The following is a 23,877-nucleotide window of genomic DNA, read 5'->3' as shown; positions in this document are numbered from 1 at the left end:
GAGGAAATCCAATTGGCTGGAAGAGAATATCCATTAGAGAGAACCAGAAACATTGGTATTATGGCACACATCGATGCCGGTAAGACAACTCTGACAGAGCGTATCTTATACTATACCGGTGTAAACTATAAGATTGGTGATACTCATGAAGGTACTGCTACCATGGACTGGATGGAGCAGGAGCAGGAAAGAGGTATCACAATTACTTCCGCTGCCACAACATGTCACTGGACACTGGAAGAGAAGACAAAACCAAAGGCCGGTGCTTTAGAGCATCGTATCAATATCATTGATACACCTGGACACGTAGACTTTACTGTAGAGGTTGAGCGTTCTCTGCGTGTTCTGGACGGCGCTGTTGGTGTATTCTGTGCTAAGGGCGGTGTAGAACCCCAGTCAGAAAACGTATGGCGTCAGGCTGACACTTACAATGTACCACGTATGGCTTTCATCAATAAGATGGACATTTTAGGTGCAAACTTCTACAATGCTGTAGACCAGATCAAAACCCGTTTGGGAAAGAATGCGATCTGCGTTCAGCTTCCAATCGGTAAGGAAGATGAATTCAAAGGAATCATCGACCTGTTTGAAATGCAGGCTTACATCTACAATGATGAGAAAGGTGACGATATTTCTGTTACCGATATCCCTGAAGATATGCAGGAAGAGGCTGAGCTGTACCACACAGAATTAGTAGAAAAAATCTGTGAGCTGGACGACGACCTGATGATGGCATATCTGGAAGGTGAAGAGCCAAGCATTGAGGAACTGAAAAAAGTTCTGAGAAAGGCTACCTGCGAGTGTGCAGCTGTTCCTGTATGCTGCGGATCTGCTTACAGAAACAAAGGTGTACAGAAACTTCTGGATGCGATCCTGGAGTACATGCCTGCACCTACAGATATTCCTGCTATCAAAGGTACAGACCTTGAAGGAAATGAAATCGAGAAACATGCTTCTGATGAAGAGCCTTTCGCAGCTCTGGCATTCAAGATCATGACAGACCCATTCGTTGGTAAGCTGGCATACTTCAGAGTTTATTCAGGTACTATGAACTCCGGTTCTTATGTACTGAACGCTACAAAAGGCAAAAAAGAGCGTGTTGGACGTATCCTGCAGATGCATGCCAACAAGCGTCAGGAGCTGGATAAAGTATATTCCGGTGATATTGCAGCCGCTATCGGCTTCAAGTTCACAACTACAGGTGATACACTCTGTGATGAGCAGCATCCTGTAATCCTGGAGTCCATGGAATTCCCGGATCCTGTTATCGAGCTGGCTATTGAGCCTAAGACAAAAGCAGGTCAGGGCAAACTGGGCGAAGCTCTTGCAAAACTTGCAGAGGAAGACCCAACTTTCCGTGCTCATACAGATCAGGAAACTGGACAGACGATTATCGCCGGTATGGGTGAGCTTCACCTGGAGATCATCGTTGACCGTCTTCTTCGTGAGTTCAAAGTAGAAGCTAACGTAGGTGCTCCTCAGGTTGCTTACAAAGAGACAATCACAAAACCAGTTGATGTTGACAGCAAATATGCAAAACAGTCTGGTGGTCGTGGACAGTACGGTCACTGTAAAGTTAAATTCGAGCCTATGGATGCAAACGGTGAGGAAACTTATAAGTTTGAATCTACTGTTGTTGGTGGTGCTATTCCGAAGGAATACATTCCAGCAGTAGGCGAAGGTATCGAAGAGGCTATGAGAGCCGGTATCCTGGGCGGATTCCCTGTAGTGGGCATCCATGCAAATGTATATGACGGATCCTACCATGAAGTGGACTCCTCTGAAATGGCATTCCACATTGCAGGTTCTCTTGCATTCAAAGATGCTATGTCAAAAGGAGCTCCGATCCTTCTGGAGCCTATCATGAGAGTCGAAGTTACAACTCCTGAAGACTACATGGGTGATGTTATCGGTGATATCAACTCCCGCCGCGGACGTATCGAAGGTATGGACGATATCGGCGGAGGTAAAATGATCCGTGGATTCGTTCCTCTGGCAGAGATGTTCGGATACGCAACAGACCTGCGTTCCAGAACTCAGGGACGTGGTAACTACTCTATGTTCTTTGAGAAATATGAGCAGGTTCCCAAGTCTGTACAGGAAAAGGTTCTGGCAGGAAAATCAGGTAAATAAACCTTGCAAATATCCTTGATTTGCAATATAATCAAGGATAGCAGGTTGACTATATCAACCGCCTCGTTATGAGGCAACAACAAAAATTAAAATTTGCCCAGACGGGGCGCATGTTAAACAAGGAGGACATTCAAAATGGCTAAAGCTAAATTTGAAAGAAGCAAACCGCATTGTAACATTGGTACCATCGGACACGTTGACCATGGTAAAACAACTTTAACAGCTGCTATCACAAAAGTACTTTCTCACAGAGTTGCTGGTAACACAGCTACAGATTTCGAGAACATTGATAAAGCTCCAGAAGAAAGAGAACGTGGTATCACAATCTCTACAGCACACGTTGAGTATGAAACAGAAAAACGTCACTATGCACACGTTGACTGCCCAGGACATGCTGACTACGTTAAGAACATGATCACAGGTGCAGCTCAGATGGATGGAGCTATCTTAGTAGTAGCTGCTACAGACGGTGTTATGGCTCAGACAAAAGAGCACATCCTGCTGTCTCGTCAGGTAGGCGTTCCTTACATCGTTGTTTTCATGAACAAATGTGATATGGTTGACGACGAAGAGCTTCTTGAGCTGGTAGATATGGAAATCCGTGAACTGCTGAACGAGTACGAGTTCCCAGGCGATGACACACCAATCATCCAGGGTTCTGCTCTGAAAGCTCTGGAAGATCCAGACAGCGAGTGGGGCGACAAAGTTATGGAACTGATGGATGCTGTTGACAGCTATATCCCAGATCCACAGCGTGACACAGACAAACCATTCATCATGCCTGTAGAGGACGTATTCTCCATCACAGGACGTGGTACAGTTGCTACTGGTAGAGTAGAAGCTGGTACACTGCATGTATCTGAAGAAGTTGAAATCGTTGGTCTGAAAGAAGAAACACGTAAAGTTGTTGTAACTGGAATCGAAATGTTCCGTAAGCTGTTAGACGAGGCTCAGGCTGGTGATAACATCGGTGCTCTGCTTCGTGGTGTTCAGAGAAACGAAATCGAAAGAGGACAGGTTCTGGCTAAACCAGGAACAATTACCTGCCATACAAAATTCACAGCTCAGGTTTACGTTCTGACAAAAGACGAAGGTGGCCGTCATACACCATTCTTCAACAACTACCGTCCACAGTTCTACTTCAGAACAACAGACGTAACTGGTGTTTGCTTACTGCCAGAAGGTACAGAAATGTGCATGCCTGGTGATAACGTAGAAATGACAATCGAACTGATCCACCCAATCGCTATGAGCCAGGGTCTTACATTCGCTATCCGTGAGGGCGGACGTACTGTAGGATCTGGACGTGTGGCTTCCGTTATCGAGTAATATAATCTGAATATAGATTTGTTATCGCAAGATAACGTTGTGTCCAAACGTAAGAAGCCCGTAGAACTTCGGTTCTACGGGTTTTTCTGTTGCCTGGAAATATATAAAAGGGTAGAAAAGAATAACGAACAGTATAGAAAAACGGTTGCCGGGAGATTATCCTGACAACCGCTTGTGATAACAGAATGATAACAAAATTTCCAAATTATATTAAACCTAATAAAGAACTATTATGAATTAAGGCACTAGGATTATATTTTTCTATAAGGGAATTTACGATTAAACGATATCCAGCACTTATTTTGGGGCTTAGAGTAATTTCCATTTCGGAAAAAGCAACATCGTCTAGTTGTAAATCATAGAACGGGAATGGTTGCTTTTCAAGTCCATGTAAAATCTTATTTGCCATTATTTGGACAGACGTTGGAAGTATATTAGGATCTTGATTAATATTTACAGGATAAAATTGTAAAATATATCTCCATTCATGTTGAAATTCCCAATGTATATTTTTATGAATTCCCAGGGTTCCTAGGGAAATAGAAAATTTATCACCCTCATAAGTAACTAGTTTTGGATATAATTTACTAGGATCCGAAGTATATTCAACTTTATGCAAAATGTTATTACTCATTGCTGCAGGACAGATGTAGCCTTTTTTCATCATGTCAGCTATAGGAATTATCGATTTAAGATAAACACCATTGGATTCATCAGTTACAGGAAGGACACTAACCTCTTTTATTGATTCAGGAGTATTCTCAAATAACTTGAAAGGATTTGCTTTTAATTTTATTCTAACACCGGAATCAAGAGAACTGTACATTTTCCACATCGGTATACTTTCAGTTTCATCATCGGTCCATGAACTGATATAACAAAATTGTCCGATATTCTTTATATCAGAAGTTTCTTTTTCTTGCAAATCGTCCATCTGATCAAGAGAATTTAATCTGAATGTTCGATTGCTAAGAATCAACGCCAAAGTTTCAATACTTGTATAATGGTACAAAAAATCAGTACATTGATTCATGAGTTTTAACACCTCCTTATGTAAGATCATATGTCTTGATAATAGTATCTTCAGTACCCTTTTTTACGACAGTATGACAACCTATCGTAGTTCCCATAGCACGCAGTTTCCATTCTTCCTGAGTAGCGTTCAGCTTATCTAGTTCTTCCTGTCTTTTATCTTCATTTTCGATAGCTAATATTTCAGCTTTTTCCTTTTCATAGACATTTTTAAATTGACACCATTTCCTGAAAAAGTCCTGCATTGTAGGATTATCGAACGTCAGTGAAACCTTCTGATCAGGTGTTTCTGCAAGCGAGAGGTTTACTGAATCATCAATAGAAAACAACAGGGAGAGTACATCTCCGACTGTTTCAATATTAAAATCCAGAAAAACACTTACATTTAATCCCAGTGCAGTTGCTATCTTTTCTAACTGATCCGGTTTTGGATTCCGGATTCCAAGTTCATATTTTCTGATCGTACCTACGTTAATGCCGGACAGCTCGGCTAACTGTATCTGACTGTACCCTCTGAATTCCCGGTATGCCCGGATTTTTTTACCTACCATAATGCTGCCTCCTTAGTTATATTTGTGATTCTATTCTAGCACAAAAGTGAATGATACGAAAGAGGTTGATTTTCGCAGAGTATGAAAATGTAGAATGGAATATAAAAATAAAATTCGCAAAAGGTTATTGACAAAGTCACAAAAGTGAATTATAGTATAAAACATCGAAAGAGTCACAAAAGTGACTAAAAAGGAGGACGCTATGAGAACTAATTATATGATGACTGTTGATGATGTCATGGAAGAATTAGGCGTGAAACGCAGTAAAGCATATTCCATTCTGAAGCAGCTTAATGATGAACTTGCAAAGGAAGGATATGTGGCAGTTCGTGGAAAGATTCCACGTCCCTACTGGGAAACAAAATTTTATGGATGCTCTCAGAGAGCAGTGTGAAGGAGGTTTTAAGATGTCAGCTTACAAGGACAAAACACAGGGAACCTGGTATGTGAGCTTCCGCTATATTGACTGGACAGGTAAGAAAACGCAGAAGCTGAAAAGAGGGTTCAAGACAAAGAAAGAAGCATTGAATTATGAAAAGGAATTCATAAGAAAGACTGCAGCGGATATGAAAATGGAGATGAACAGTTTTATTCAAGTCTATTTTGAAGATAAAAAGAATGAACTGAAAGAAAATTCAATCCGTAACAAGCAGCACATGATGAACAAGCACATTGTTCCGTATTTTGGAACAAGAAAAATGAATGAGATCACACCGGCAGAGATTATCCAGTGGCAGAACACCATTCAGGAAAAAGGTTACAGCAAGACTTATGAGCGTATGATTCAGAATCAGTTAAATGCACTGTTTAATCATGCACAGAAAATTTACAATCTGAAGGAAAATCCATGTAAGAAAGTAAAAAAGATGGGGAAATCGGATGCTAATAAGCTGGAATTTTGGACGAAAGCAGAATATGACAGCTTTATCGCCGGGATTGAGCCAGAGAGTGAGGATTATCTGATATTTGAAATCCTGTTCTGGACAGGAATCAGGGAAGGAGAACTTCTGGCATTGAGTCTTTCAGACTTTGATATGAGTGGTAATCTTTTGCATATCAATAAGACTTATAACCGGATCAGGAAAAGAGATGTGATTGATACTCCAAAAACAGAAAATTCAGTCCGTACCATTGATATTCCTAATTTTCTTAAAGAAGAGGTGCAGGAGTATGCGAAGAAGCATTATGGATTTCCGGAAAATCAGCGGTTATTTCCGATTGTGGCGAGAACGCTGCAGAAACGTCTCAAGAAATATGAAGCATTGACCGGTGTAAAACCAATCAGAGTGCATGATATCCGGCATAGCCATGTAGCATATTTAATCTATCAGGGCATAGAACCATTGATTATCAAGGAAAGATTGGGGCACAAAGATATTCAGATGACACTGAACACTTATGGGCATCTGTACCCGTCACAGCAGAAAAAAGTAGCTGAGATGCTGGACAACAAACGTTAACACGGAGGAAGAAGTAAATGAAAACAAAGAAAGTAGTCGGAAAAATATTTGATGCAATTAACTATAGTAAGAAGTTGAAGATAAGTTCCATATTACCAGATCGGGATTCAGATTATGTGATTCTTCTTGAATTAGAAGACGGAAGCAAATTTGAAATTATCATTATTCCTACAAGGAGATTTGTATAAGGAGCAAAAGCTATGACTACTGACAGACAAAAAGAAAAAGCCCAGACAAAATATCTGAGCAAGTTCTCTGATAATCAGATTCACTGATATACCATCTTGACAAGCTAAGTATATCACGAATTGAAAGATACAACAATTCCCGAATATCTGTTCATCAGAGACTTGCCCGGTGGAGCAGGAGGTAGAAGTGACATTATTTGAACAGGTGAAAGAATGTGTGACAGCCAGACAGGCTGCGGAGCATTACGGGATTAAAGTAAAAAGAAATGGAATGGCGTGTTGTCCGTTTCATAAAGACCGACACCCAAGTATGAAGGCGGATAAAATGTATCATTGCTTTGCATGTGGAGTGGGTGGTGATGCAATAGATTTTACAGCAAGGTTATTTGGAATATCACAGTATGAAGCTACGAAAAAGCTGATAGAAGATTTTGGACTGGATATAAAAGTCGAAGACAGAAACAAATACAAAAGGACACACCAAAGCAGGAATACTTTGATATCAAAGAAACCTAAAGTTGTGATAATTAGAGAAAAACTGGAGCAGTGGTTGAAACATGCAACAGACGTGCTGATCAGGTATCTGAAATGGATTCAGTTCTGGAAAGAGTTTTACAGACCAGAACCGGAAGAAGAGTGGCACGAATTATTTACGGAGGCATTGGCAAATAAAAGAAAGATAAATGACTATCTGGACGTGCTGATGTTTGGTACAGGAGAAGAAATTGTAGAGTTTTTCAAGATGAAGAGAAGGGAGGTTGATCGAATTGAGAAAAGAATTAACGAATATCAGCGAGAAGTCCTTGATGGAATTAGAAGATATTGTGAATGAGGAGATGCTTACAGTAGAAGATGTCAATGAAATGCTGGAGCATACGGATAAAGGAAGAACAAAACAGACAATCAGAAATTGTGTAACGGTATTACAAAAAGATCCAGTGCTGAAAAAAGCGATTAAGAGGAATGAACTTTCCGGAAGAATGGACATTGTGAAAGAGATGCCCTGGGAACGGAGAAACAACAGTCTTACAGTTACAGATACGGATGAAAATAATCTGAAAATGTATCTGGAAGAAAATTATGAACTGACGAGTGAGCGTGTGATCAAAGCAGGAGTAGATATTGTTTCCAATGAAAATAAATATCACCCAATCAGAGATTATCTGGAAAGTCTGGTCTGGGACGGAATTCCAAGAATAGAAAATATGCTTCCGCATTTCCTGGGAGCAGAAAAGACCAATTATACGATTGGAGTAATGAAAATGCATATGCTGGCAGCGATTTCAAGAATTTATGAACCAGGAATAAAATATGACATTATGTTGTGCCTGGTTGGAAGTCAGGGAGCCGGGAAGTCCACATTTTTCAAATATCTGGCGATAAAAGAAGAATGGTTCAGTGACAATCTGGATCATCTGGATGATGAAAATATTTACAGAAAACTGCAGAACCACTGGATTATCGAAATGGGAGAAATGAAGGCAACTATCACAGCAAAAAATATTGAACAGATAAAATCGTTTCTGAGCAGGCAGAAAGAAACTTACAAAGTACCTTATGAAGTTCACCCGGAAGACAGACCGAGACAGTGTGTATTTTGCGGAACATCAAATGATCTGAACTTTCTTCCTCTGGACAGAACTGGAAATAGACGTTTTGCTCCAGTAATGACAGATATATCGAAAGCAGAAGTTCATATTCTGGACAATGAGGCAGAGAGCAAAGCCTATATCGAGCAGGCTTGGGCAGAGGCAATGGTGCTGTATCGACAGGGAAATGTGTTCTTAGGATTCACAAAGGAAATTGAGGAAGAGGCAAAGCGTCTGCAAAAAGAATTTATGCCGGAGGATACCAATGCCGGAATCATACAGGCATTTCTTGATGACTACGATGACGATTATGTATGTACAAGAATTCTGTTCGATGAAGCGTTACATCGAACCGGAGAAATGAAACAGTGGGAAGGTAAAGAAATTGCTAATATTATGAACAATGCGATTGAAGGCTGGAAACCACATGGTACACATCGGTTTGGAAAGGAATATGGAATACAGCGGTCATGGAAAAGGATGGAAGATTCTGTGAAGAAAGATAAAGACGGATTTATGGAAGTACCGGAACAGTTGGAAATACCGTTTGAGTAAAGATTATTGTAAACGATGTAAACGGAACTTGATGGAAAAACTTAAAAAGTTAACTTTTAAAATCTTTTGAGCCCCGTTTACAAATTTCGTTTACAGACTGGAAAGGAGCAGAAAATGATGAAACAGGGAAGATTAGGATATAACAGCAGTAATGGAAGATATGGATTATTATCATCAGATCTATGGATCGATACAGGATTTCACTGTGGAGAAGGGCTGGAAGTGCTGGTAGATGATGAATGGGTACAGACCAGAATGGAGATGAATCTGGCGAGAGAATGGTATCTGGTAGGGACGCCTTATTGTGGAGATCTGGAATATGTGCAGGCAAGGATACCGAAATAAACAGGTCTACGATCCGCTTCAGTCGGTGCGGAACAGACGTCCATGCGGACGTTATGCCCCCGGCAGGGCGCAAGGGGACTTTTGATGGACGGTACGGCTGTCGAAAGTGCTTTTGCGTTACTTTTGACAAAAGTAACAAAACCGCCGTATCCGGCGAAAGTTTCTTAATATCGCCATAATTAGCGTAAATAAAAATTATGTGCCATGTCTGGCACTCGAGCAAAAAAGAGGTGAGAAAATTTATGATGAAACGGACAATCAGTGGCATGATCGGAGTCGGTTCACTGGCTCATAACAGACGGGATTTTGTAGCAGAAAATGTAGATCCGGACAGAGTACAATTGAACATTTGTTATAAGAATGAGAATCTGAAAGAAGTTTATAAAGAGCTGTTTGACGATGCGGTTGAGAGATACAATGTCGGGAAAAGAAAGGACCGGAAAATTGTAAATTATTATGAAAAAATCCGACAGGGCAAACAGGAAAAGTTGTTCCATGAAGTGATATTCCAGATTGGAAATCGAGAGGATATGGCAGTAGGAACGACAGGAGGAAATCTGGCTGTAAAGGTACTGGACGAATATGTGAAAGAGTTCCAGAAGCGGAATCCGACACTTCGGGTATTTAACTGCTTTCTGCATCAGGACGAAGCTACTCCTCATCTGCATATTGACTTTGTTCCTTATGTGACCAACTGGAAGGGAAAAGGAATGGATACCAGAGTTTCACTGAAACAGGCACTGAAAAGTCTTGGATTTCAAGGTGGAAATAAGCATGATACAGAACTGAATCAGTGGATAAATCATGAAAAGGAAGTGCTGGCGGAAATCGCAAAGCAACATGGAATTGAATGGGAGCAGAAAGGTACACATGAAGAGCACCTGGATGTTTATAATTTTAAGAAGAAAGAACGCAAAAAGGAAGTGCAGGAACTGGAACAGGAAAAAGAATATCTGACGGTTGAAAAAGAAGGTCTGACTTCTCAGATTGCAGAAGCACGAGCAGACATTAAGCTGCTGGAAGAAGAAAAAATTCAGTTCCAGAAAGATAAAGAAACCGCAGAAAAACGTGCAGAGAAAGCAGAAACGGAATTGAAAAAACTGGAAGACAGAAGAGAATTTCTGCAACCAGTGATGGATAATGTCAGCAAGGAAATAAAAGAATATGGAATGATCAAAACATTTCTGCCGGAAGCGACAGCATTGGAACGTGCGGTAACTTACCGGGATAAGAAAATCAAACCATTGTTCATTGAAATGAAGAATAAAATTGGTGCGATGGCTGCACAGGTGAAAGAACTTACAAGAGAAAGAGATAACTGGAAAAGTAAGTTCCAGCAGAAAAAGCAGGAGCATGAAAAAACAAAAAAGGAACTGGCGGAAGTTCAGAAGGATTATCAGAAATTATCCGGTGAGAAAGAAATACTGCAGAAGCTCGCAGACAGATACAATCGACTTTTACGCATGCTGGGGAAAGATATGGTAGAAAGACTGGTGCAGGACGATATCCGGATGCAGGAGGAACTTGAAGCGAAAAAGCAGAAAGAGCAGATGCCGGAAAAAATAAGTGATCGTATACCGTGGGCAAAAGAGCGAAGTGAAGAATACAATGCACAAATTAAGAAGAATAAAGCAAAGTACAGAGGAATGGAGTTGTAAGAATATGAAGAAACAGATTTATGATGAAAAGAACGGACTGAGTTACACATTGCATGGAGATTATTATCTGCCGGATCTGGAAATCAATGAGGAAGAACCTACATATGGAAAATATGGAATAATCCGGAAGCAGTTTCTGAAAGAGCACCGGAGTGCCAGGTATCAGTATCTTGTATTGACCGGGAAACTGACGAAGCATCTGAATCAGGTTGATAAGGAAGCAAGAGAAAAAGTTGAGATGCTGATGGAGCAGATGGCTGAACAGTGGGGAGTGACGGAAGAGCTGAAGAGGCAGAATCAGATGGAATGGGTGCGGAGGATGAATAATATCAAAGCAACTGCTGAAGAAATAGTATATAAAAATATAATCTTTATGTAGAAAAGAGGCTGTTTGCAGGCGTTGTGGACAGCCTCCTGTATAGGAGGGGCTATTCTTCAGATATATCATAGTCGGTGGCTGTATCAGAAAATTTTGTATCCCAAATGGCTTCTTCAATGGCCTGTAAACATTCATCTGTATGTTTGGAAATGTCCTGCCCCCAGAAGTGAAGGACAGTGTAGCCTAGAAATAGAAGCTTTTTATCGTTTTCATAATCACGATTACGATTTCGCTCAATTTTTTTGATCCAAAAGTCTGGATTTTTCCCTTTTTCAAGGCGAAGTTTGAGAATCTCCCAATCCTTTCCGTGAAAAAATTCACTATCGCAAAAAATAGCAATTTTATATTTGGTAAGAACAATGTCAGGAGAACCAGGGAGAGCCTTATAATTTTTACGATAGCGATAACCTTTGTGCCATAGAGCTTTTCTGAGTAATAATTCTATGGAAGTATCTTTGCTGTGGATCTTACGCATATTGTTTGAAATAGTAGTGGATGTGCGGGTCAATACTATCACCTACCTTTATTGATAGATTTTATCAGGGAAGTTTCTTTTTTTCAATAAGGATTCTTAAAATACATATATTTGGTCCCTTGAAAAATGAATTTTAAGGGTTGAAAAATCAAATGTAATTGATATAATAAAAATAACGTTTATATTTGCTATGGAGGATTAATATGCAAGGCGGAAAAAGAGTTAATGCTGGAAGAAAATCCGTGTCATTGAAAGAAAAAAAGGTTGGTTTTAAAGTTTATTTAACACCAGAATTACAAGAAGAAATAAATTATTATGGAGTAGGAGCTTCATTCTCAGAAAAGTGTGCAAACCTTATTGCAAAAAGAATTCAAGAAGAAAAAGAATCCTTTGATAGTACAATTCGATTTATTGATTTGTTTGCTGGGTTAGGTGGCATTAGACTTGGGTTTGAAGAAGGCTTGCGTGAAGTAGGACTTGAAGCAAAATGTGTTTTTTCATCTGAAATTAAAAAATATGCAATTAAAGCGTATCAGGGATACTTTGGAAATGAAAAGGTATATGGGGATATAACACAGATAGAGACAGATACGATACCGGATTTTGATTTTCTTTTAGCAGGATTTCCATGTCAGCCATTTAGTTCAGCAGGAAAAGGCTTGGGATTTGCTGATACAAGGGGGACGATGTTCTTTGAAATTGAAAGAATTTTAAAGGAGAAAATGGATGCAGGTAAGGCAGCAAAAGGATTTTTGTTAGAGAATGTTGAGGGATTGGTAAATCATGATGGTGGTAATACATTAGCAGTAATTGTGGATCACCTACAAAAATTGGGATATAATGTAAATTATAAACTTATAGATTCACAATATTTTGGTTTACCGCAAAGTAGAAAAAGAGTGTATATTGTTGGCATGTTAGATGCAAAAATTAATTTGGATAATTTTGAAAAGAAAACAGTTACACTTGGAGAAGTGTTAGAACATGGATTGCCTACAGTAGAGAGCAATTTCACGAAGAAATTATTTAAAAATTATACACCGGAAGAAGTTGTTGGAAAATCCATTAAAGATAAAAGGGGAGGAGAAAACAACATACATTCATGGGAAATTGAATTAAAAGGTTCTACAAGTAAAGAAGAGAGAACATTACTGAATTTGATGTTAAGGGAACGGAGAAAAAAGAAATGGGCAGAGGAGATAGGAATTGACTGGATGGACGGAATGCCTTTAACAGAAAAGCAAATTAAAACTTTTTATGATAATCCAGAATTGCATACGATGTTAAAGGATTTAAAAAAGAAAGGATATTTGACATACGAATATCCGAGAAAATTGGAAGAGGGAAGACGGATACCAGACGAAACAAAGAAAAAAGGATATAATATTGTTGCCGGTAAATTGTCATTTGAATTTTCAAAAATATTAGATCCTAATGAACTCGCACCAACTTTAGTAGCAATGGATGTTTCTAAATTAGGAATAATTGATAATGGAGGCCTTCGAAGATTAACAATACGTGAGGGACAGAGACTTTGCGGATATCCAGAAGAATATGATTTATCTATTGTGAATGAAAAAGAGGCATTTGATTTATTAGGAAATACAGTCTGTGTTCCTGTTATAAAAGCTATATCAAAAAGAATCGGGGAAAAATGTAGAAAGGGGAACGTACATGAGATTAACAGCGCAAGAAGTATATGATAAATTGGTAAATGAAGATGGAATTTTACAGTTAGAAGGACAGATAAAATTTTATTTAGGTGATGTGAACATTATTGTAAAGCAGAGAGATGTTGTGGGAAATATCATGCAGGAATGGTTGCAAGGGTGGCTGGATAAGAGAGGAATAGAGTATGCTCCAAGTGAAAATACTCAGATGCCACCAGATTTTTTCTTAAATCCAGATGATAAAACCAAAAATTTGTTGGAAGTAAAAGCCTTTAACCGAAACCGTGGACCAGGATTTGATATTGCTGATTTTAGAATGTATGAAGAAGAAATAATCAATAAACCATATATGTTAAATGTTGATTACTTGATTTTTGGATATGATATGAATGACGATGGAGTTGTTACAATAAAAGATGTATGGTTGAAAAAGGTTTGGGAGATTACAAGAAGAATGGAAGATTGGCCTATTAATTTACAAATCAAAGATAATGTTGTACATAAAATAAGACCAGGAATTTGGTATGCGGAGGATACGGCAAGAACAGACTATACAGTTTTTGAATCACTTGAAGATTTCATTTCAGCCATAGAAGAGGCAGTTTTTCAAAATCCTAAGACACATAATAATGCTGGAACTTGGAAAGCAACTTTTTTGAGAAGTTATAAACAGGAAACGGGGATTGATCTTAGTATTCCGAGATGGTCTGAAATAAAAGATAAATATGATTTAAAATCTGTTAGGAAGTTAGAAAAAGCAAAAAGTGATTTGGCAAAGGCAACAGATCAGTATGAGAAAATTAAAGAGAGAATACAACTGTATCATCAAAAATTGCATGCAGAGCAAGAAAAAAATAATGTGGGTAAAGTTGGAAAAATACAGGATGATATAGAAAAGCAAAAAAAGAATGCGGAAAAGGCTAAAGAAAAAATAAATAAAGCGCAAGCTAAAATTGATGAATTGGAAGGGTAAGATAGAAAGAATGGACAGTCTAAGATGGATTGTCCATTTTTTAGAATTGACAAGAATATACGAGCAGTCTATAATAAACTAAAATAGCACTCGTTGAACAAGAGCGCTAACAATGAACGGAAAAATATAGAAATGGAGGAGATTAGGTGAAAATAGATTCTATAAAAATTAAGAATTTTCGAGGATACAAAGACGAAACAAAAATAGAATTAAATGATTTAACAGTCTTTGTTGGAAAAAATGATATTGGAAAATCTACGATTTTAGAAGCCTTAGATATATTTTTTAATGATGGAAAAGGTGTAATAAAATTAGATAAAACGGATGTTAATGTGAGAGGCAAAAAGGAAGAAGATTTAGATATAGAAATTTCTGTATGTTTCTCGGAGTTACCAGAAAAGATAATTATAGATTCGACAGTTGAGACTTCGTTGCAAGATGAATTTATGCTTAATGCTGATGGGCAGCTGGAAGTCATAAAGAGATATAAAAATGGTGGGGCGGCCAAGGTATTTATTAAAGCTAAGCATCCAACGAATGGTAAATGTGCAGAATTATTATTAAAAAAGAATAGTGATTTAAAAAAGATAATAAAAAGTGAAAATATTGAATGTGAAAATCAAACTGTAAATGCTGAAATGAGGAAAGCAATTTGGAATAAATTTTCCGATGATTTGCAGCAGGATGTCATAGAGATTGATGCATCAAAAGAAGATGCGAAGAAGATCTGGGAAAAATTATCGAATTATTTACCGACATATTCATTATTTCAGTCAGATAGAAAAAATAGCGATGGAGATGACGAAATACAAGATCCATTGAAAACAGCTGTAAAACAAATTTTGAGTGATACAGAATTACAGGCAACATTGGCAGAGGTTGCAACTGAGGTTGAAAACAAATTAAAAGAAGTAGCAGATAGAACATTAACTAAACTTCGAGAAATGGATCCAGCAATTGCAGCAAGTTTGAATCCGATAATCCCATCAGCAGACAGTCTTAAGTGGCAGGATGTCTTTAAAAATGTATCAATATCAGGCGATGAAGATATTCCAATTAATAAACGGGGAAGCGGAGTAAAAAGACTTGTATTGTTAAATTTTTTCAGGGCTGAGGCGGAGAGGCGCTGCCAAGAACAAGGTAATACGGGTGTAATATATGCAATAGAAGAGCCAGAAACTTCACAACATTCAGATAATCAGCGGATATTAATAGAAGCCTTTAAGACATTAGCTTCAGTCGCAAATACGCAGGTTATATTGACAACACATAGTTCTTACATTGTTAAGCAATTACAGTTTACAGATTTACGCCTTATTAAAGAAAATGAAGAAGGAAATAAAGAAATATTAGGCGTTCTTCCGGGACAACTTCAATATCCGTCATTAAATGAAGTAAATTATATAGCATTTAATGAAGTTACAGAGGAATATCATGATGAATTATATTCATTTATAGAATTTCAGGGATGGAAAAGCTCGTATATTCAAGGAAGGCCAACGAGATTATACAAACGCATAGGTAGGAATAACTCTATTATAGATGAACAGAAAGTTTTGACAGAATATATACGACATCAGATACATCATCCGGAAAATAAAAATAATCCAAGGTATACAAGAGAAGAATTAAAGCAATCCATAGACTTAATGCGAACGTTTATCGAACAGCAGAGTGCAGCTGGAATTGTTGAGCCATAATCATGATAACACCATGATAACAAAATCCCAAAAAACCACACGGACACAACGGAAAATCCGGATTTTTTCACACAAATCACACGAAAAATCACCATTTGCACACCGCAATACATCAGTCTGATATCGTGAGGGTGGTAGAACTGTAGGTTCAGGTCGTGTTGCTTCTATCATCGAGTAATCATTCGAGAAGAACCAGTATAAAAATAGAATCTGTTATCAAAAGATAACTTTGTGTCCAAGCATAAGATTACCCCGGAGCCGAAAGACTGCCGGGGTTTTTCTGTTACAGAACTTCTAATAAAACATCCACCATACCGCCGCAGACCATGCCTTCGTCTTCAGCATCTTTTCCGGTCATATCAGCGTGATGGAGTACCAGGGGGAGGCTTTCCTGAGACATAAGACGGAGGGATCTCTGGATGATATCTGCTTCCAGGCATCCTCCGCCGATGGTTCCCACAGTCCGACCATCCTGGTAAACCAGCATTTTTGTCCCGGCTTCTCTGGGAGAGGAGCCTTTTTTGGTCACAATAGTGGCCAGGACTTTTTTGATGTCTTTGTCCTTTTCATCTAAAATTGCCCTGAGGATCTCTTTTGTAAAACCGCCCCGCTTCCGGCAGCGGTTTTTTTCCTGTATCACTTCAGCTATGATGGAGACGCCGATCTCTTCAGGTGTTTCTCCTCCGATAGGCAGACCGATGGGAGTGTGTACGGATTCCAGTATCTGGGGATCAGCGCCTTGTTCCAGCAGAGCCTGTTTTACTTTGACAGTCCGGGCCCGGCTTCCCATCATGCCGATATAGGCATGCTCTTTTTTCATGATCTTTTCCAGACACACCTGATCGTAACGGTGGCCTCTGGTCACAATGATAAAATAGGTATCCCTATCCCCGGGGATTTTTTTCAGCCCTTCTTCAAAAGGCTGGCAGAGCACAGTATCTGCACCGGCTCTTCTGGCATTGTCGGCAAATTTGGGGCGGTCTTCCAGGACTGTGACAGTACAGCCGATCATACGTCCGATCTGGATCACTGGAATGGATACATGACCGGCGCCGCAGATCACCAGCTTTTGTTCATGCGCCGGAAACTCACAGAAGATCCGTGTACTGTTCTCGGTGATAATACCGGGGGCAGAAATATCCGGAAGATTTTCGGCAAAATGAGAGAAGAATCCTTCTTTTCCGGATTCCCACTGAAGAGAACCATCTGCAAAAAAAGCCTTTTCACCTGCTGCTGTTCCATCCAGAGCTGTGAGGATAAGGCTCTGGCGATTGGGATTACAGGAGGCGATGAGATTATATAATTCTGACATAATCTGAACTCCTTTCCTGGCGGCAGGATCTGAGACTGCCGTTTTTAAACATATTTTTAGCTTGCGTTTAGGAGTCTTCCGACTGCTTGACAAGTAAAGCGCTTCCATGGAGATCTGGCAGCGGCAGAGGGGTAAGCCGGTGTTTCCTGCAGAACTCTTTTACTGCCTGTCCGGCTCCGGGAAACTGAAGACTGCGGTAATCATGGACAAAAATGACACCGCCGCACACCAGAAGTGGCCAGAAAATCCGGAGCCCCTGGGCAACAGACTCGTATAAGTCCGGATCCAGATGTACAAAAGCAAAACGGGGAGGCGCAGAGGGCAGAGAATCCGGAAAGTATCCGGCACAGATTACTGCCTGATCCGGATAAGGAAGCTGTTCCAATACCTGAGAAACAGAGGTATCCTGAAAAGCATCTTTCCACCGGACCGATGGATTTCTTTCAGCTTCTGCAGCAAGGGCTTTTTCCGGAAAGCCCTGAAAAGTATCAAAAAGATAAAGCTTTCTTTCCGGGAACAGCCGATTCAGTTCCCGGGCGGAAGCGCCCTGGTGTACCCCAAGCTCGGCAATTTCCCCGGGCAGACAGCGCTGCCGGATCTCTTTCGCCAGAAGCCGGATCGTGGCAAGCCGGAAGTCTATCTGATCCAGAAGGGCAGACAGATTCTGCACAGGACCGGTGTATCCCAGATCCTGAAGCTGTGAAAGTACAGAGGAGGCGGCCGCTGGATTTTTGATGGCGATCCAGACCAGGTCGGGATCCATTTGAGGAATCTGTGCAGGGGATATTACAGGGATTCCCTCATATTCTTTTCCCCAGGTCTGGGGATTATTGTCGGCAAATGCCAGAAGGCGGACAGAGGCGGACAGCAGATTACCCAGGGTTTGGCCTCCCTGGCCGCAGCCAAATATGATGATCTTCATGAAAAATTCCCCCTTTGAGAATGAGAATTATATTATTCTCAAAATAGAATAATTGGAAAAAAGCGAATTTATTGACTCTATTTTGAAAACAAATTATAATTAAAGCAAAAGATTCAGAAAATTATTGATGAGTACCACAGGGATCTTTGTCCGGACCTTTTCCTGTCAGATCTCTGAGACGCCGCATTCCGGTATCCGACAGAAAAACCAGTTCACTGGGTTTTCCTTTTCTGTCTTCTCCGCTGAGACGGAGAAAATTAGCGGTTTCATAATATTCCATAGGCAGAGTACGGCGAAAGACTTCTCCGGTAGCTTCGTCTCTGACCTCTACCGTAACTTGTTTTGCATGAATTTCTTTCAGTTCCATAAGCATTTCTCCTTTATAAGCCTATTGTAGCAAAGGAAAAAAGCTTTGACCAGAAAAAGATAAGAATTTAAGGATCAGCGCCTTAAAGATAGAGCGCCGCTGCAGAAGGGATCTGACGGCGGCAGTATTCAGGAAGAAAACCAGAATAGGGAGGTGGAAGGATGATTAAAAAAATCCTTATGATTAACGGCACACAGCGGACTTTAGTTGTAGAGGGACACGAGTCTTTAGCTGAAGTGCTCAGGGACAGACTGCTTCTTACAGGCTGTAAGATCGGCTGCGGAGAGGGACATTGCGGAGCCTGCAATGTGATCGTGGACGGAAAAGTGACCCGCTCTTGTATTACCAAAATAGCGAAAGTGCCGGATTATGCAAAAATTGAAACTATCGAAGGTATAGGTACTCTGGAGGACCTTCATCCTCTGCAGGCAGCCTGGATCGCACATGGCTGCGCACAGTGCGGATTCTGTTCGCCAGGCTTTATTATGAGCGCCAAAGTGCTTCTGGAGAATAATCCCTCTCCCTCCAGAACGGAGGTCCGGGAATGGTTCAATAAGAACCGGAATCTCTGCCGCTGTACAGGATATAAGCCGCTGATAGATGCGGTGATGGACGCAGCCAGAGTACTGCGGGGAGAGATTACAAAAGAAGATCTTATGTTCCAGCCAACGGATAATCGGATCTTGGGAACCAGCTATGCCCGTCCTTCGGCGGCAGCAAAAGTGACCGGATCCTGGGATTTTGGAGCCGATGAGATCAAGACCCTTCCGGAGGATACCCTGCAGATCGCACTGGTCCAGGCAGAAGTATCCCATGCATGGATCAAGGGGATCGATACCTCTCAGGCAGAGCAGATGCCGGGAGTATACCGGGTCATTACCTATAAAGATGTTCCCGGAAAGAACCGGATCACCGGACTTATCACATTCCCCACAAATAAAGGCGACGGCTGGGACCGTCCGATCCTCTGTGACGAGAAAGTGTTCCAGTACGGAGATGCTATCGCTATGGTATGTGCAGATACAGTCGCCCATGCCAGGGAAGCAGCCAAGTATGTGAAGGTTGATCTGGAAGTGCTTCCTGCGTACATGTCTGCACCGGAAGCTATGGACCCGGACGCTATGGAAATCCATCCGGGAACACCGAATGTTTACTATGAGACCAACTGCATAAAGGGAGAAGATACGGCTCCTATTATGGAGACAGCTCCCAATGTCATAGAGATGGACGCCTATTGTTCCAGACAGCCTCATATGCCCATTGAACCAGACGTGGCCTATGCATATATGGATGAGGAAGGAAGAGTGACCATACACTCCAAATCTATCGGGATCCATCTTCATCATGCCATGATCTGTGCAGGCATCGGCGTAGAGCCGGAAAAACTCCGGCTGATACAGCTCCATGCAGGAGGAACCTTCGGCTATAAATTCTCACCTACCATAGAAGCGCTGGTAGGGGTAGCCGCCCTTGTCACAGGACGTCCGGTGGCTCTGAATTTTAACATGTATCAGATGATCACTTATACCGGAAAGAGAAGTCCCGGTTTTATGCATATCAAACTGGCGGCGGATGAGAAAGGCAAGATCCTGGCCCTTGAAGGCGACAACCTTATTGACCACGGTCCATACTCAGAATTCGGCGACCTGCTGACTATGCGTCTCAGCCAGTTTGTAGGAGCCGGAGTGGACATTCCCAATATCCGCAACCGGTCACGGACGGTCTGCACCAATCATGCATACGGAGCCGCTTTCCGGGGATACGGAGCGCCTCAGTCTTTCATGGGCGGAGATATCGCAATGGATATGATGGCAGCGAAAATGGGGATCGATCCTTTTGAGTTCCGTGCCATGAACTGCTATAAAGAAGCGGAAGGATCTACGACCCCAAATGGCTGCAAACCAGACGTATACTGCCTGGAGGATCTGTATGATCTGGCAAGACCTTATTACCAGAAGAATAAAGCTTATGCAGAGACTCTAAACAGGGAAAAGGGAGAAAACGGCAAATTCAAGTATGGAGCCGGCGTGTCCCTGGGGGTTTATGGCTGCGGCCTGGACGGCGTGGACTCCTCAGAAGCTTGGGCAGAACTGAATCCGGACAACACGGTGACGATTTATGATTCCTGGGAGGATCACGGACAGGGAGCGGATATCGGTACCCTTACCCACGCCCATGAAACTCTCCGTCAGGCAGGATTTACACCGGACCAGATCAAACTGGTGATGAATGATACAGGAAAGACTCCGAATTCCGGTCCCGCCGGAGGATCACGTTCCAATGTCATGACCGGAAATGCGGTGCGTGTTGCCTCGGAGATGCTGATAAATGCCATGAGAAAACCAGATGGTACTTATCGTACCTATGAGGAAATGGTAGAAGAGAAGCTTCCGCTGAAGTATGAAGGAAAATGGGTGGCAACCGCATGCACGGACTGTGACCAGGAAACGGCCCAGGGAAATCCTTTCTCTGTATACATGTATTGTATTAACCTGCCTGTAGTACAGGTCAATATGGAGACCGGCAAGGTAAAGGTTGTGAAATTTACCATGGTATCTGATTTTGGCACCATCATTAATAAGACAGTTGTGGACGGCCAGGTCATGGGCGCCATTGCTCAGGGAATCGGTCTGGCTCTGTCAGAAGACTTTGAGGACCTGAAGAAACATACCAGTCTCTTAAAGTGCGGAATTCCTTACCCCAATGACATTCCTGACGACATTGAGCTGGTTTACCAGGAAAATCACCCGAGACCTCTTGGCCCATACGGCGCTGCCGGCTGCGGCGAGGGACCTTTGGCCGCACCTCATCCGGCAATCCTGAACGCTATATACAGCGCTACCGGAGCAAGGATCACCAGAGTTCCGGCCAGACCGGAAGTGGTAAAAGCTGCACTGGATGCTCTGTAAAAAATGCGGAAACGAAAAGACAGGACAAAGCGGGGGATCCCCGCTTTGTTTTACCCGAATATTATTCTTGAAATAGATAATTAAACACAGGAGAGAATATATGGAACATAAGGATCGGGGATTTGTGGGAAAACATTATTTAATGAAGCAGGCTTTCGGCCAGGAAGAACTTCATCAGAGGGAAGCTGTCTGTACCAGAGAAGATCCTCCGGGCTGCTCGGCAGTATGCCCTCTTCATCTGGATATGCGGGCAGTCTGCGCCTATGCGGCAAAAGGGGATTTTGCAAAAGCAGCAGGAGTGATCCGGAGCGTTACCCCTTTTCTCCACCTTCTGGCAAAGGGCTGTCCCGGAGCCTGCAAGGAGGCCTGCGCCTTGTCCCGGGTCGGGGAAGGGATCCAGGTGAGGGCTTTGGAAAAAGCCTGCGCCCTGTATGGAGGAAAAGAAAGAGGCAGCCGTTTTCTGATCCCCCGGAAAAATAAAAAGGTGATCGTAGGGGGAGATGACCTTTTTGCCCTGGCCTGCTGCTGGGAACTGGGCAGAAAAGGCTATGAGATTTTCTGGTATACCCGGTGTGAAAACCAGAGAGAACCTCTGATTTCCTGGGGGCTTACAGAAGAGGAAGCAGAAGCAGATACGGCTTCTCTGGAACTTTTTCGAATGACCCAAAAAGTTAGAGAAGGGGAAGCCTCAGAATGGGGTGCATGTGGGGACGCAGTCTGTCTGTCTCCTTGCCTTTGGCGTACCGGCCTGCCGGAAAATGTTTTTGGAACAGAAAAGAAATGGGAAAAGAAAGACGGAGCTGCCTGGATACTGGCCTGGGCCAAATATGTATCAGCTAAAGTGGAACGCTATCTTCAGGGGGCCTCTTGGGAAGGAATGCGGCAGCCGGGTCCTCAGGAGAGCCGCTTACATGTAACCATGGACGGTGTGGAAGGAAGCCGGGCTTTTACAGGACCGGAGAAACCGGACAGAGAGCTGGCGGCAGCAGAGGCCGGACGCTGTATACAGTGCCAGTGCCTGGAATGTATAAAGGGCTGCGTCTATTTCCAGGAGTATAAACGGAATCCCAGAGGAGCTGTCCGGGAAATTTACAACAATCTTTCTATTGTAATGGGAAATCATATGGCAAACGGAATGATCAATGCCTGTGATCTGTGCGGACAGTGCAAGTCTGCCTGTCCTAATGGATTTGACTACCCGGAAGTATGCAAAATGGCCCGGAAGATCATGGTGGAGACAGAGAAAATGCCGCCTTCTGTTCATGAATTCGGCCTTCTGGACCAGCAGTTCTCCTGCAATGAAGCATTTCTGGCCAGGCCTGAGCCGGGATATGAACACTGCAGATATATGTTTTTCCCCGGATGCCAGGCTTCTGCCGTGTCACCGGATACAGTAGAAGCTGCTTACAGGGATCTGTCAGGCAGACTTACCGGAGGCGTAGGCCTGCTTCTTGGCTGCTGCGGGGCTCTGGCCCAATGGGCAGGAAGAGAAGATCTGGCTTCAGAGGCATTGGAAAAGATCCGCAGCGTCTGGAAAGAGATGGGAGAGCCGGAAGTGATCTGCGCCTGTCCCACCTGCATGAAGATATTAAGGGAAAGAACGGAAATTTCTGCGGTGGGAGTATGGCAGATACTCCTGGAACTGGGAAAAGATCCGGTGACAGATCAGACAGTGGCTATACAGGATGCCTGCGGGGCAAGAGGAGATCAGAAAATCCAGGAACAGATCCGGGATTTTGCAGGGGCTTTGGGATGTAAAGTAGAAGAAGCCCCCTTTTCCAAAGACCTGTCTCCCTGCTGCGGATACGGGGGAATGGTCCGCTTTGCGAATCCCGAGATGGCAGAAAAAAAAGCTTCTTTTGCAGCCGGCAGGACCTCCAGAAAGATCCTGACCTACTGCATGGCCTGCAGGGACCAGCTGACCCGGGCAGGAGCGGACTCCATACATATCCTAGAACTGGCCTATGGAACCGGCGCTCCTTCGGTGCCGGATCTGTCCCGGCGTAGAGCGAACCGTCTGAAACTGAAGGAAAAACTCCAGCAAGAAATCTGGAAGGAAGAAATAAGGAGGGAAGCTATGCTGCCGGTCTTTTATGAAAATGGAGCGGAAGAAGAAATGGACAGGCGTATGATCCTGAAAAGCGACGTGGAAGCTGTACTGAAAGATTATGAAGCCTCAGGAGAAGCGGTGGAGGACCCGGAAAAGGGCTGGCTGGCTGCTTCCGCCAGGATCGGCAATGTTACTTTCTGGGTAAAGTTTACCGAGACAGAGAAAGGATACCTGGTATATGGGGCTTACAGCCACCGGATGACTGTGGAGTAAAGGAGGC

At 42.3% G+C, this 23,877-nt stretch carries 21 protein-coding genes; 15 read left to right on the top strand and 6 right to left on the bottom strand.

Features of this window, described 5'->3' with window-relative positions; genetic code table 11:
* The first annotated feature begins 12 nt into the window (after window positions 1-12).
* Both fusA and tuf read left to right on the top strand, forming a co-directional pair.
* Window positions 13-2,133 (top strand): elongation factor G, encoded by a 2,121-nt coding sequence (gene fusA, locus B5G33_RS08290; RefSeq protein ID WP_087274890.1) that lies wholly within the window; start codon window positions 13-15, stop codon window positions 2,131-2,133.
* A 135-nt stretch (window positions 2,134-2,268) separates the two neighbouring features.
* Window positions 2,269-3,462 (top strand): elongation factor Tu, encoded by a 1,194-nt coding sequence (gene tuf / locus B5G33_RS08285; RefSeq protein WP_087417295.1) that lies wholly within the window; start codon window positions 2,269-2,271, stop codon window positions 3,460-3,462.
* A gap of 205 nt (window positions 3,463-3,667) precedes the next feature.
* Here the strand turns inward: tuf and B5G33_RS08280 are convergent, their stop codons facing one another.
* Entirely contained in the window at window positions 3,668-4,495 is an 828-nt protein-coding gene (locus B5G33_RS08280) for a DUF2971 domain-containing protein (RefSeq protein WP_087417294.1), read from the bottom strand.
* A 16-nt stretch (window positions 4,496-4,511) separates the two neighbouring features.
* Complete coding sequence (locus B5G33_RS08275) at window positions 4,512-5,045, bottom strand: helix-turn-helix domain-containing protein (protein WP_087417293.1); 534 nt, start codon at window positions 5,043-5,045, stop codon at window positions 4,512-4,514.
* 202 nt (window positions 5,046-5,247) lie between these two features.
* Between B5G33_RS08275 and B5G33_RS08270 the strand changes: the two genes are divergently transcribed.
* From B5G33_RS08270 to B5G33_RS08240, 8 genes are all read left to right on the top strand, one after another.
* The gene (locus tag B5G33_RS08270) at window positions 5,248-5,439 is read left to right on the top strand and encodes a helix-turn-helix domain-containing protein (RefSeq protein WP_009243123.1); all 192 of its coding nucleotides are present in this window, start codon (window positions 5,248-5,250) and stop codon (window positions 5,437-5,439) included.
* A 13-nt stretch (window positions 5,440-5,452) separates the two neighbouring features.
* On the top strand, window positions 5,453-6,505 hold the full coding sequence (locus tag B5G33_RS08265) for a site-specific integrase (RefSeq protein ID WP_087417292.1): 1,053 nt from the start codon (window positions 5,453-5,455) through the stop codon (window positions 6,503-6,505).
* Between the two features lie 17 nt (window positions 6,506-6,522).
* Window positions 6,523-6,693 carry a hypothetical protein gene (locus tag B5G33_RS21630; protein WP_009243121.1) on the top strand — a complete coding sequence of 57 codons (171 nt, stop codon included), beginning with the start codon at window positions 6,523-6,525 and terminating at the stop codon, window positions 6,691-6,693.
* A 187-nt stretch (window positions 6,694-6,880) separates the two neighbouring features.
* Window positions 6,881-7,525, top strand: coding sequence for a CHC2 zinc finger domain-containing protein (locus B5G33_RS08260; RefSeq protein WP_087417291.1), 645 nt, complete (start codon window positions 6,881-6,883; stop codon window positions 7,523-7,525).
* Window positions 7,500-8,837 (top strand): virulence-associated E family protein, encoded by a 1,338-nt coding sequence (locus tag B5G33_RS08255; RefSeq protein ID WP_087417290.1) that lies wholly within the window; start codon window positions 7,500-7,502, stop codon window positions 8,835-8,837. The genes B5G33_RS08260 and B5G33_RS08255 overlap by 26 nt, the downstream gene beginning before the upstream one ends.
* 117 nt (window positions 8,838-8,954) lie before the next feature.
* The gene (locus B5G33_RS08250) at window positions 8,955-9,182 is read left to right on the top strand and encodes a DUF5348 domain-containing protein (RefSeq protein ID WP_087417289.1); all 228 of its coding nucleotides are present in this window, start codon (window positions 8,955-8,957) and stop codon (window positions 9,180-9,182) included.
* A gap of 242 nt (window positions 9,183-9,424) precedes the next feature.
* Window positions 9,425-10,840, top strand: a complete 1,416-nt coding sequence (locus B5G33_RS08245; RefSeq protein ID WP_275532793.1) for a plasmid recombination protein — start codon at window positions 9,425-9,427, stop codon at window positions 10,838-10,840.
* Between the two features lie 4 nt (window positions 10,841-10,844).
* Complete coding sequence (locus B5G33_RS08240) at window positions 10,845-11,219, top strand: TnpV protein (protein ID WP_087274899.1); 375 nt, start codon at window positions 10,845-10,847, stop codon at window positions 11,217-11,219.
* Between the two features lie 49 nt (window positions 11,220-11,268).
* Here B5G33_RS08240 and B5G33_RS08235 read toward each other — a convergent pair whose 3' ends face one another.
* Entirely contained in the window at window positions 11,269-11,736 is a 468-nt protein-coding gene (locus tag B5G33_RS08235) for a very short patch repair endonuclease (protein ID WP_330396666.1), read from the bottom strand.
* A gap of 161 nt (window positions 11,737-11,897) precedes the next feature.
* On the opposite strand from B5G33_RS08235, the gene dcm reads away from it, so the two are divergent.
* The 3 genes from dcm (at window position 11,898) to B5G33_RS08220 (ending at window position 16,037) form a co-directional block, all read left to right on the top strand.
* Entirely contained in the window at window positions 11,898-13,397 is a 1,500-nt protein-coding gene (gene dcm / locus B5G33_RS08230) for a DNA (cytosine-5-)-methyltransferase (protein WP_087274901.1), read from the top strand.
* Complete coding sequence (locus tag B5G33_RS08225; protein ID WP_087274902.1) at window positions 13,369-14,337, top strand: NgoBV family restriction endonuclease; 969 nt, start codon at window positions 13,369-13,371, stop codon at window positions 14,335-14,337. Before dcm ends, B5G33_RS08225 begins: the two co-directional genes overlap by 29 nt.
* Before the next feature lie 146 nt (window positions 14,338-14,483).
* Entirely contained in the window at window positions 14,484-16,037 is a 1,554-nt protein-coding gene (locus B5G33_RS08220) for an ATP-binding protein (protein ID WP_087417287.1), read from the top strand.
* A 283-nt stretch (window positions 16,038-16,320) separates the two neighbouring features.
* Here B5G33_RS08220 and B5G33_RS08215 read toward each other — a convergent pair whose 3' ends face one another.
* The 3 genes from B5G33_RS08215 to B5G33_RS08205 all read right to left on the bottom strand — a co-directional run bounded on the left by B5G33_RS08215 (window position 16,321) and on the right by B5G33_RS08205 (window position 18,638).
* Window positions 16,321-17,349, bottom strand: a complete 1,029-nt coding sequence (locus B5G33_RS08215) for an XdhC/CoxI family protein (protein ID WP_087274812.1) — start codon at window positions 17,347-17,349, stop codon at window positions 16,321-16,323.
* Window positions 17,350-17,416: 67 nt separating this feature from the next.
* Entirely contained in the window at window positions 17,417-18,271 is an 855-nt protein-coding gene (locus B5G33_RS08210; protein ID WP_087417286.1) for a TylF/MycF/NovP-related O-methyltransferase, read from the bottom strand.
* A 121-nt stretch (window positions 18,272-18,392) separates the two neighbouring features.
* Window positions 18,393-18,638 carry a hypothetical protein gene (locus B5G33_RS08205; RefSeq protein ID WP_242974596.1) on the bottom strand — a complete coding sequence of 82 codons (246 nt, stop codon included), beginning with the start codon at window positions 18,636-18,638 and terminating at the stop codon, window positions 18,393-18,395.
* 161 nt (window positions 18,639-18,799) lie between these two features.
* Between B5G33_RS08205 and B5G33_RS08200 the strand changes: the two genes are divergently transcribed.
* Both B5G33_RS08200 and B5G33_RS08195 read left to right on the top strand, forming a co-directional pair.
* Entirely contained in the window at window positions 18,800-21,547 is a 2,748-nt protein-coding gene (locus tag B5G33_RS08200) for a molybdopterin-dependent aldehyde oxidoreductase (RefSeq protein WP_087417284.1), read from the top strand.
* A 100-nt stretch (window positions 21,548-21,647) separates the two neighbouring features.
* Complete coding sequence (locus B5G33_RS08195; protein WP_087417283.1) at window positions 21,648-23,870, top strand: pyridine nucleotide-disulfide oxidoreductase/dicluster-binding protein; 2,223 nt, start codon at window positions 21,648-21,650, stop codon at window positions 23,868-23,870.
* Window positions 23,871-23,877: the final 7 nt, after the last annotated feature.

Origin of the sequence: Blautia sp. An81 (genome assembly GCF_002161285.1) — a bacterium.
GTDB lineage: Bacteria > Bacillota > Clostridia > Lachnospirales > Lachnospiraceae > Blautia > Blautia ornithocaccae.
The sequence above is the reverse complement of the archived record's forward strand: the minus strand, read 5'-3'. Positions and strand labels throughout refer to the sequence as shown.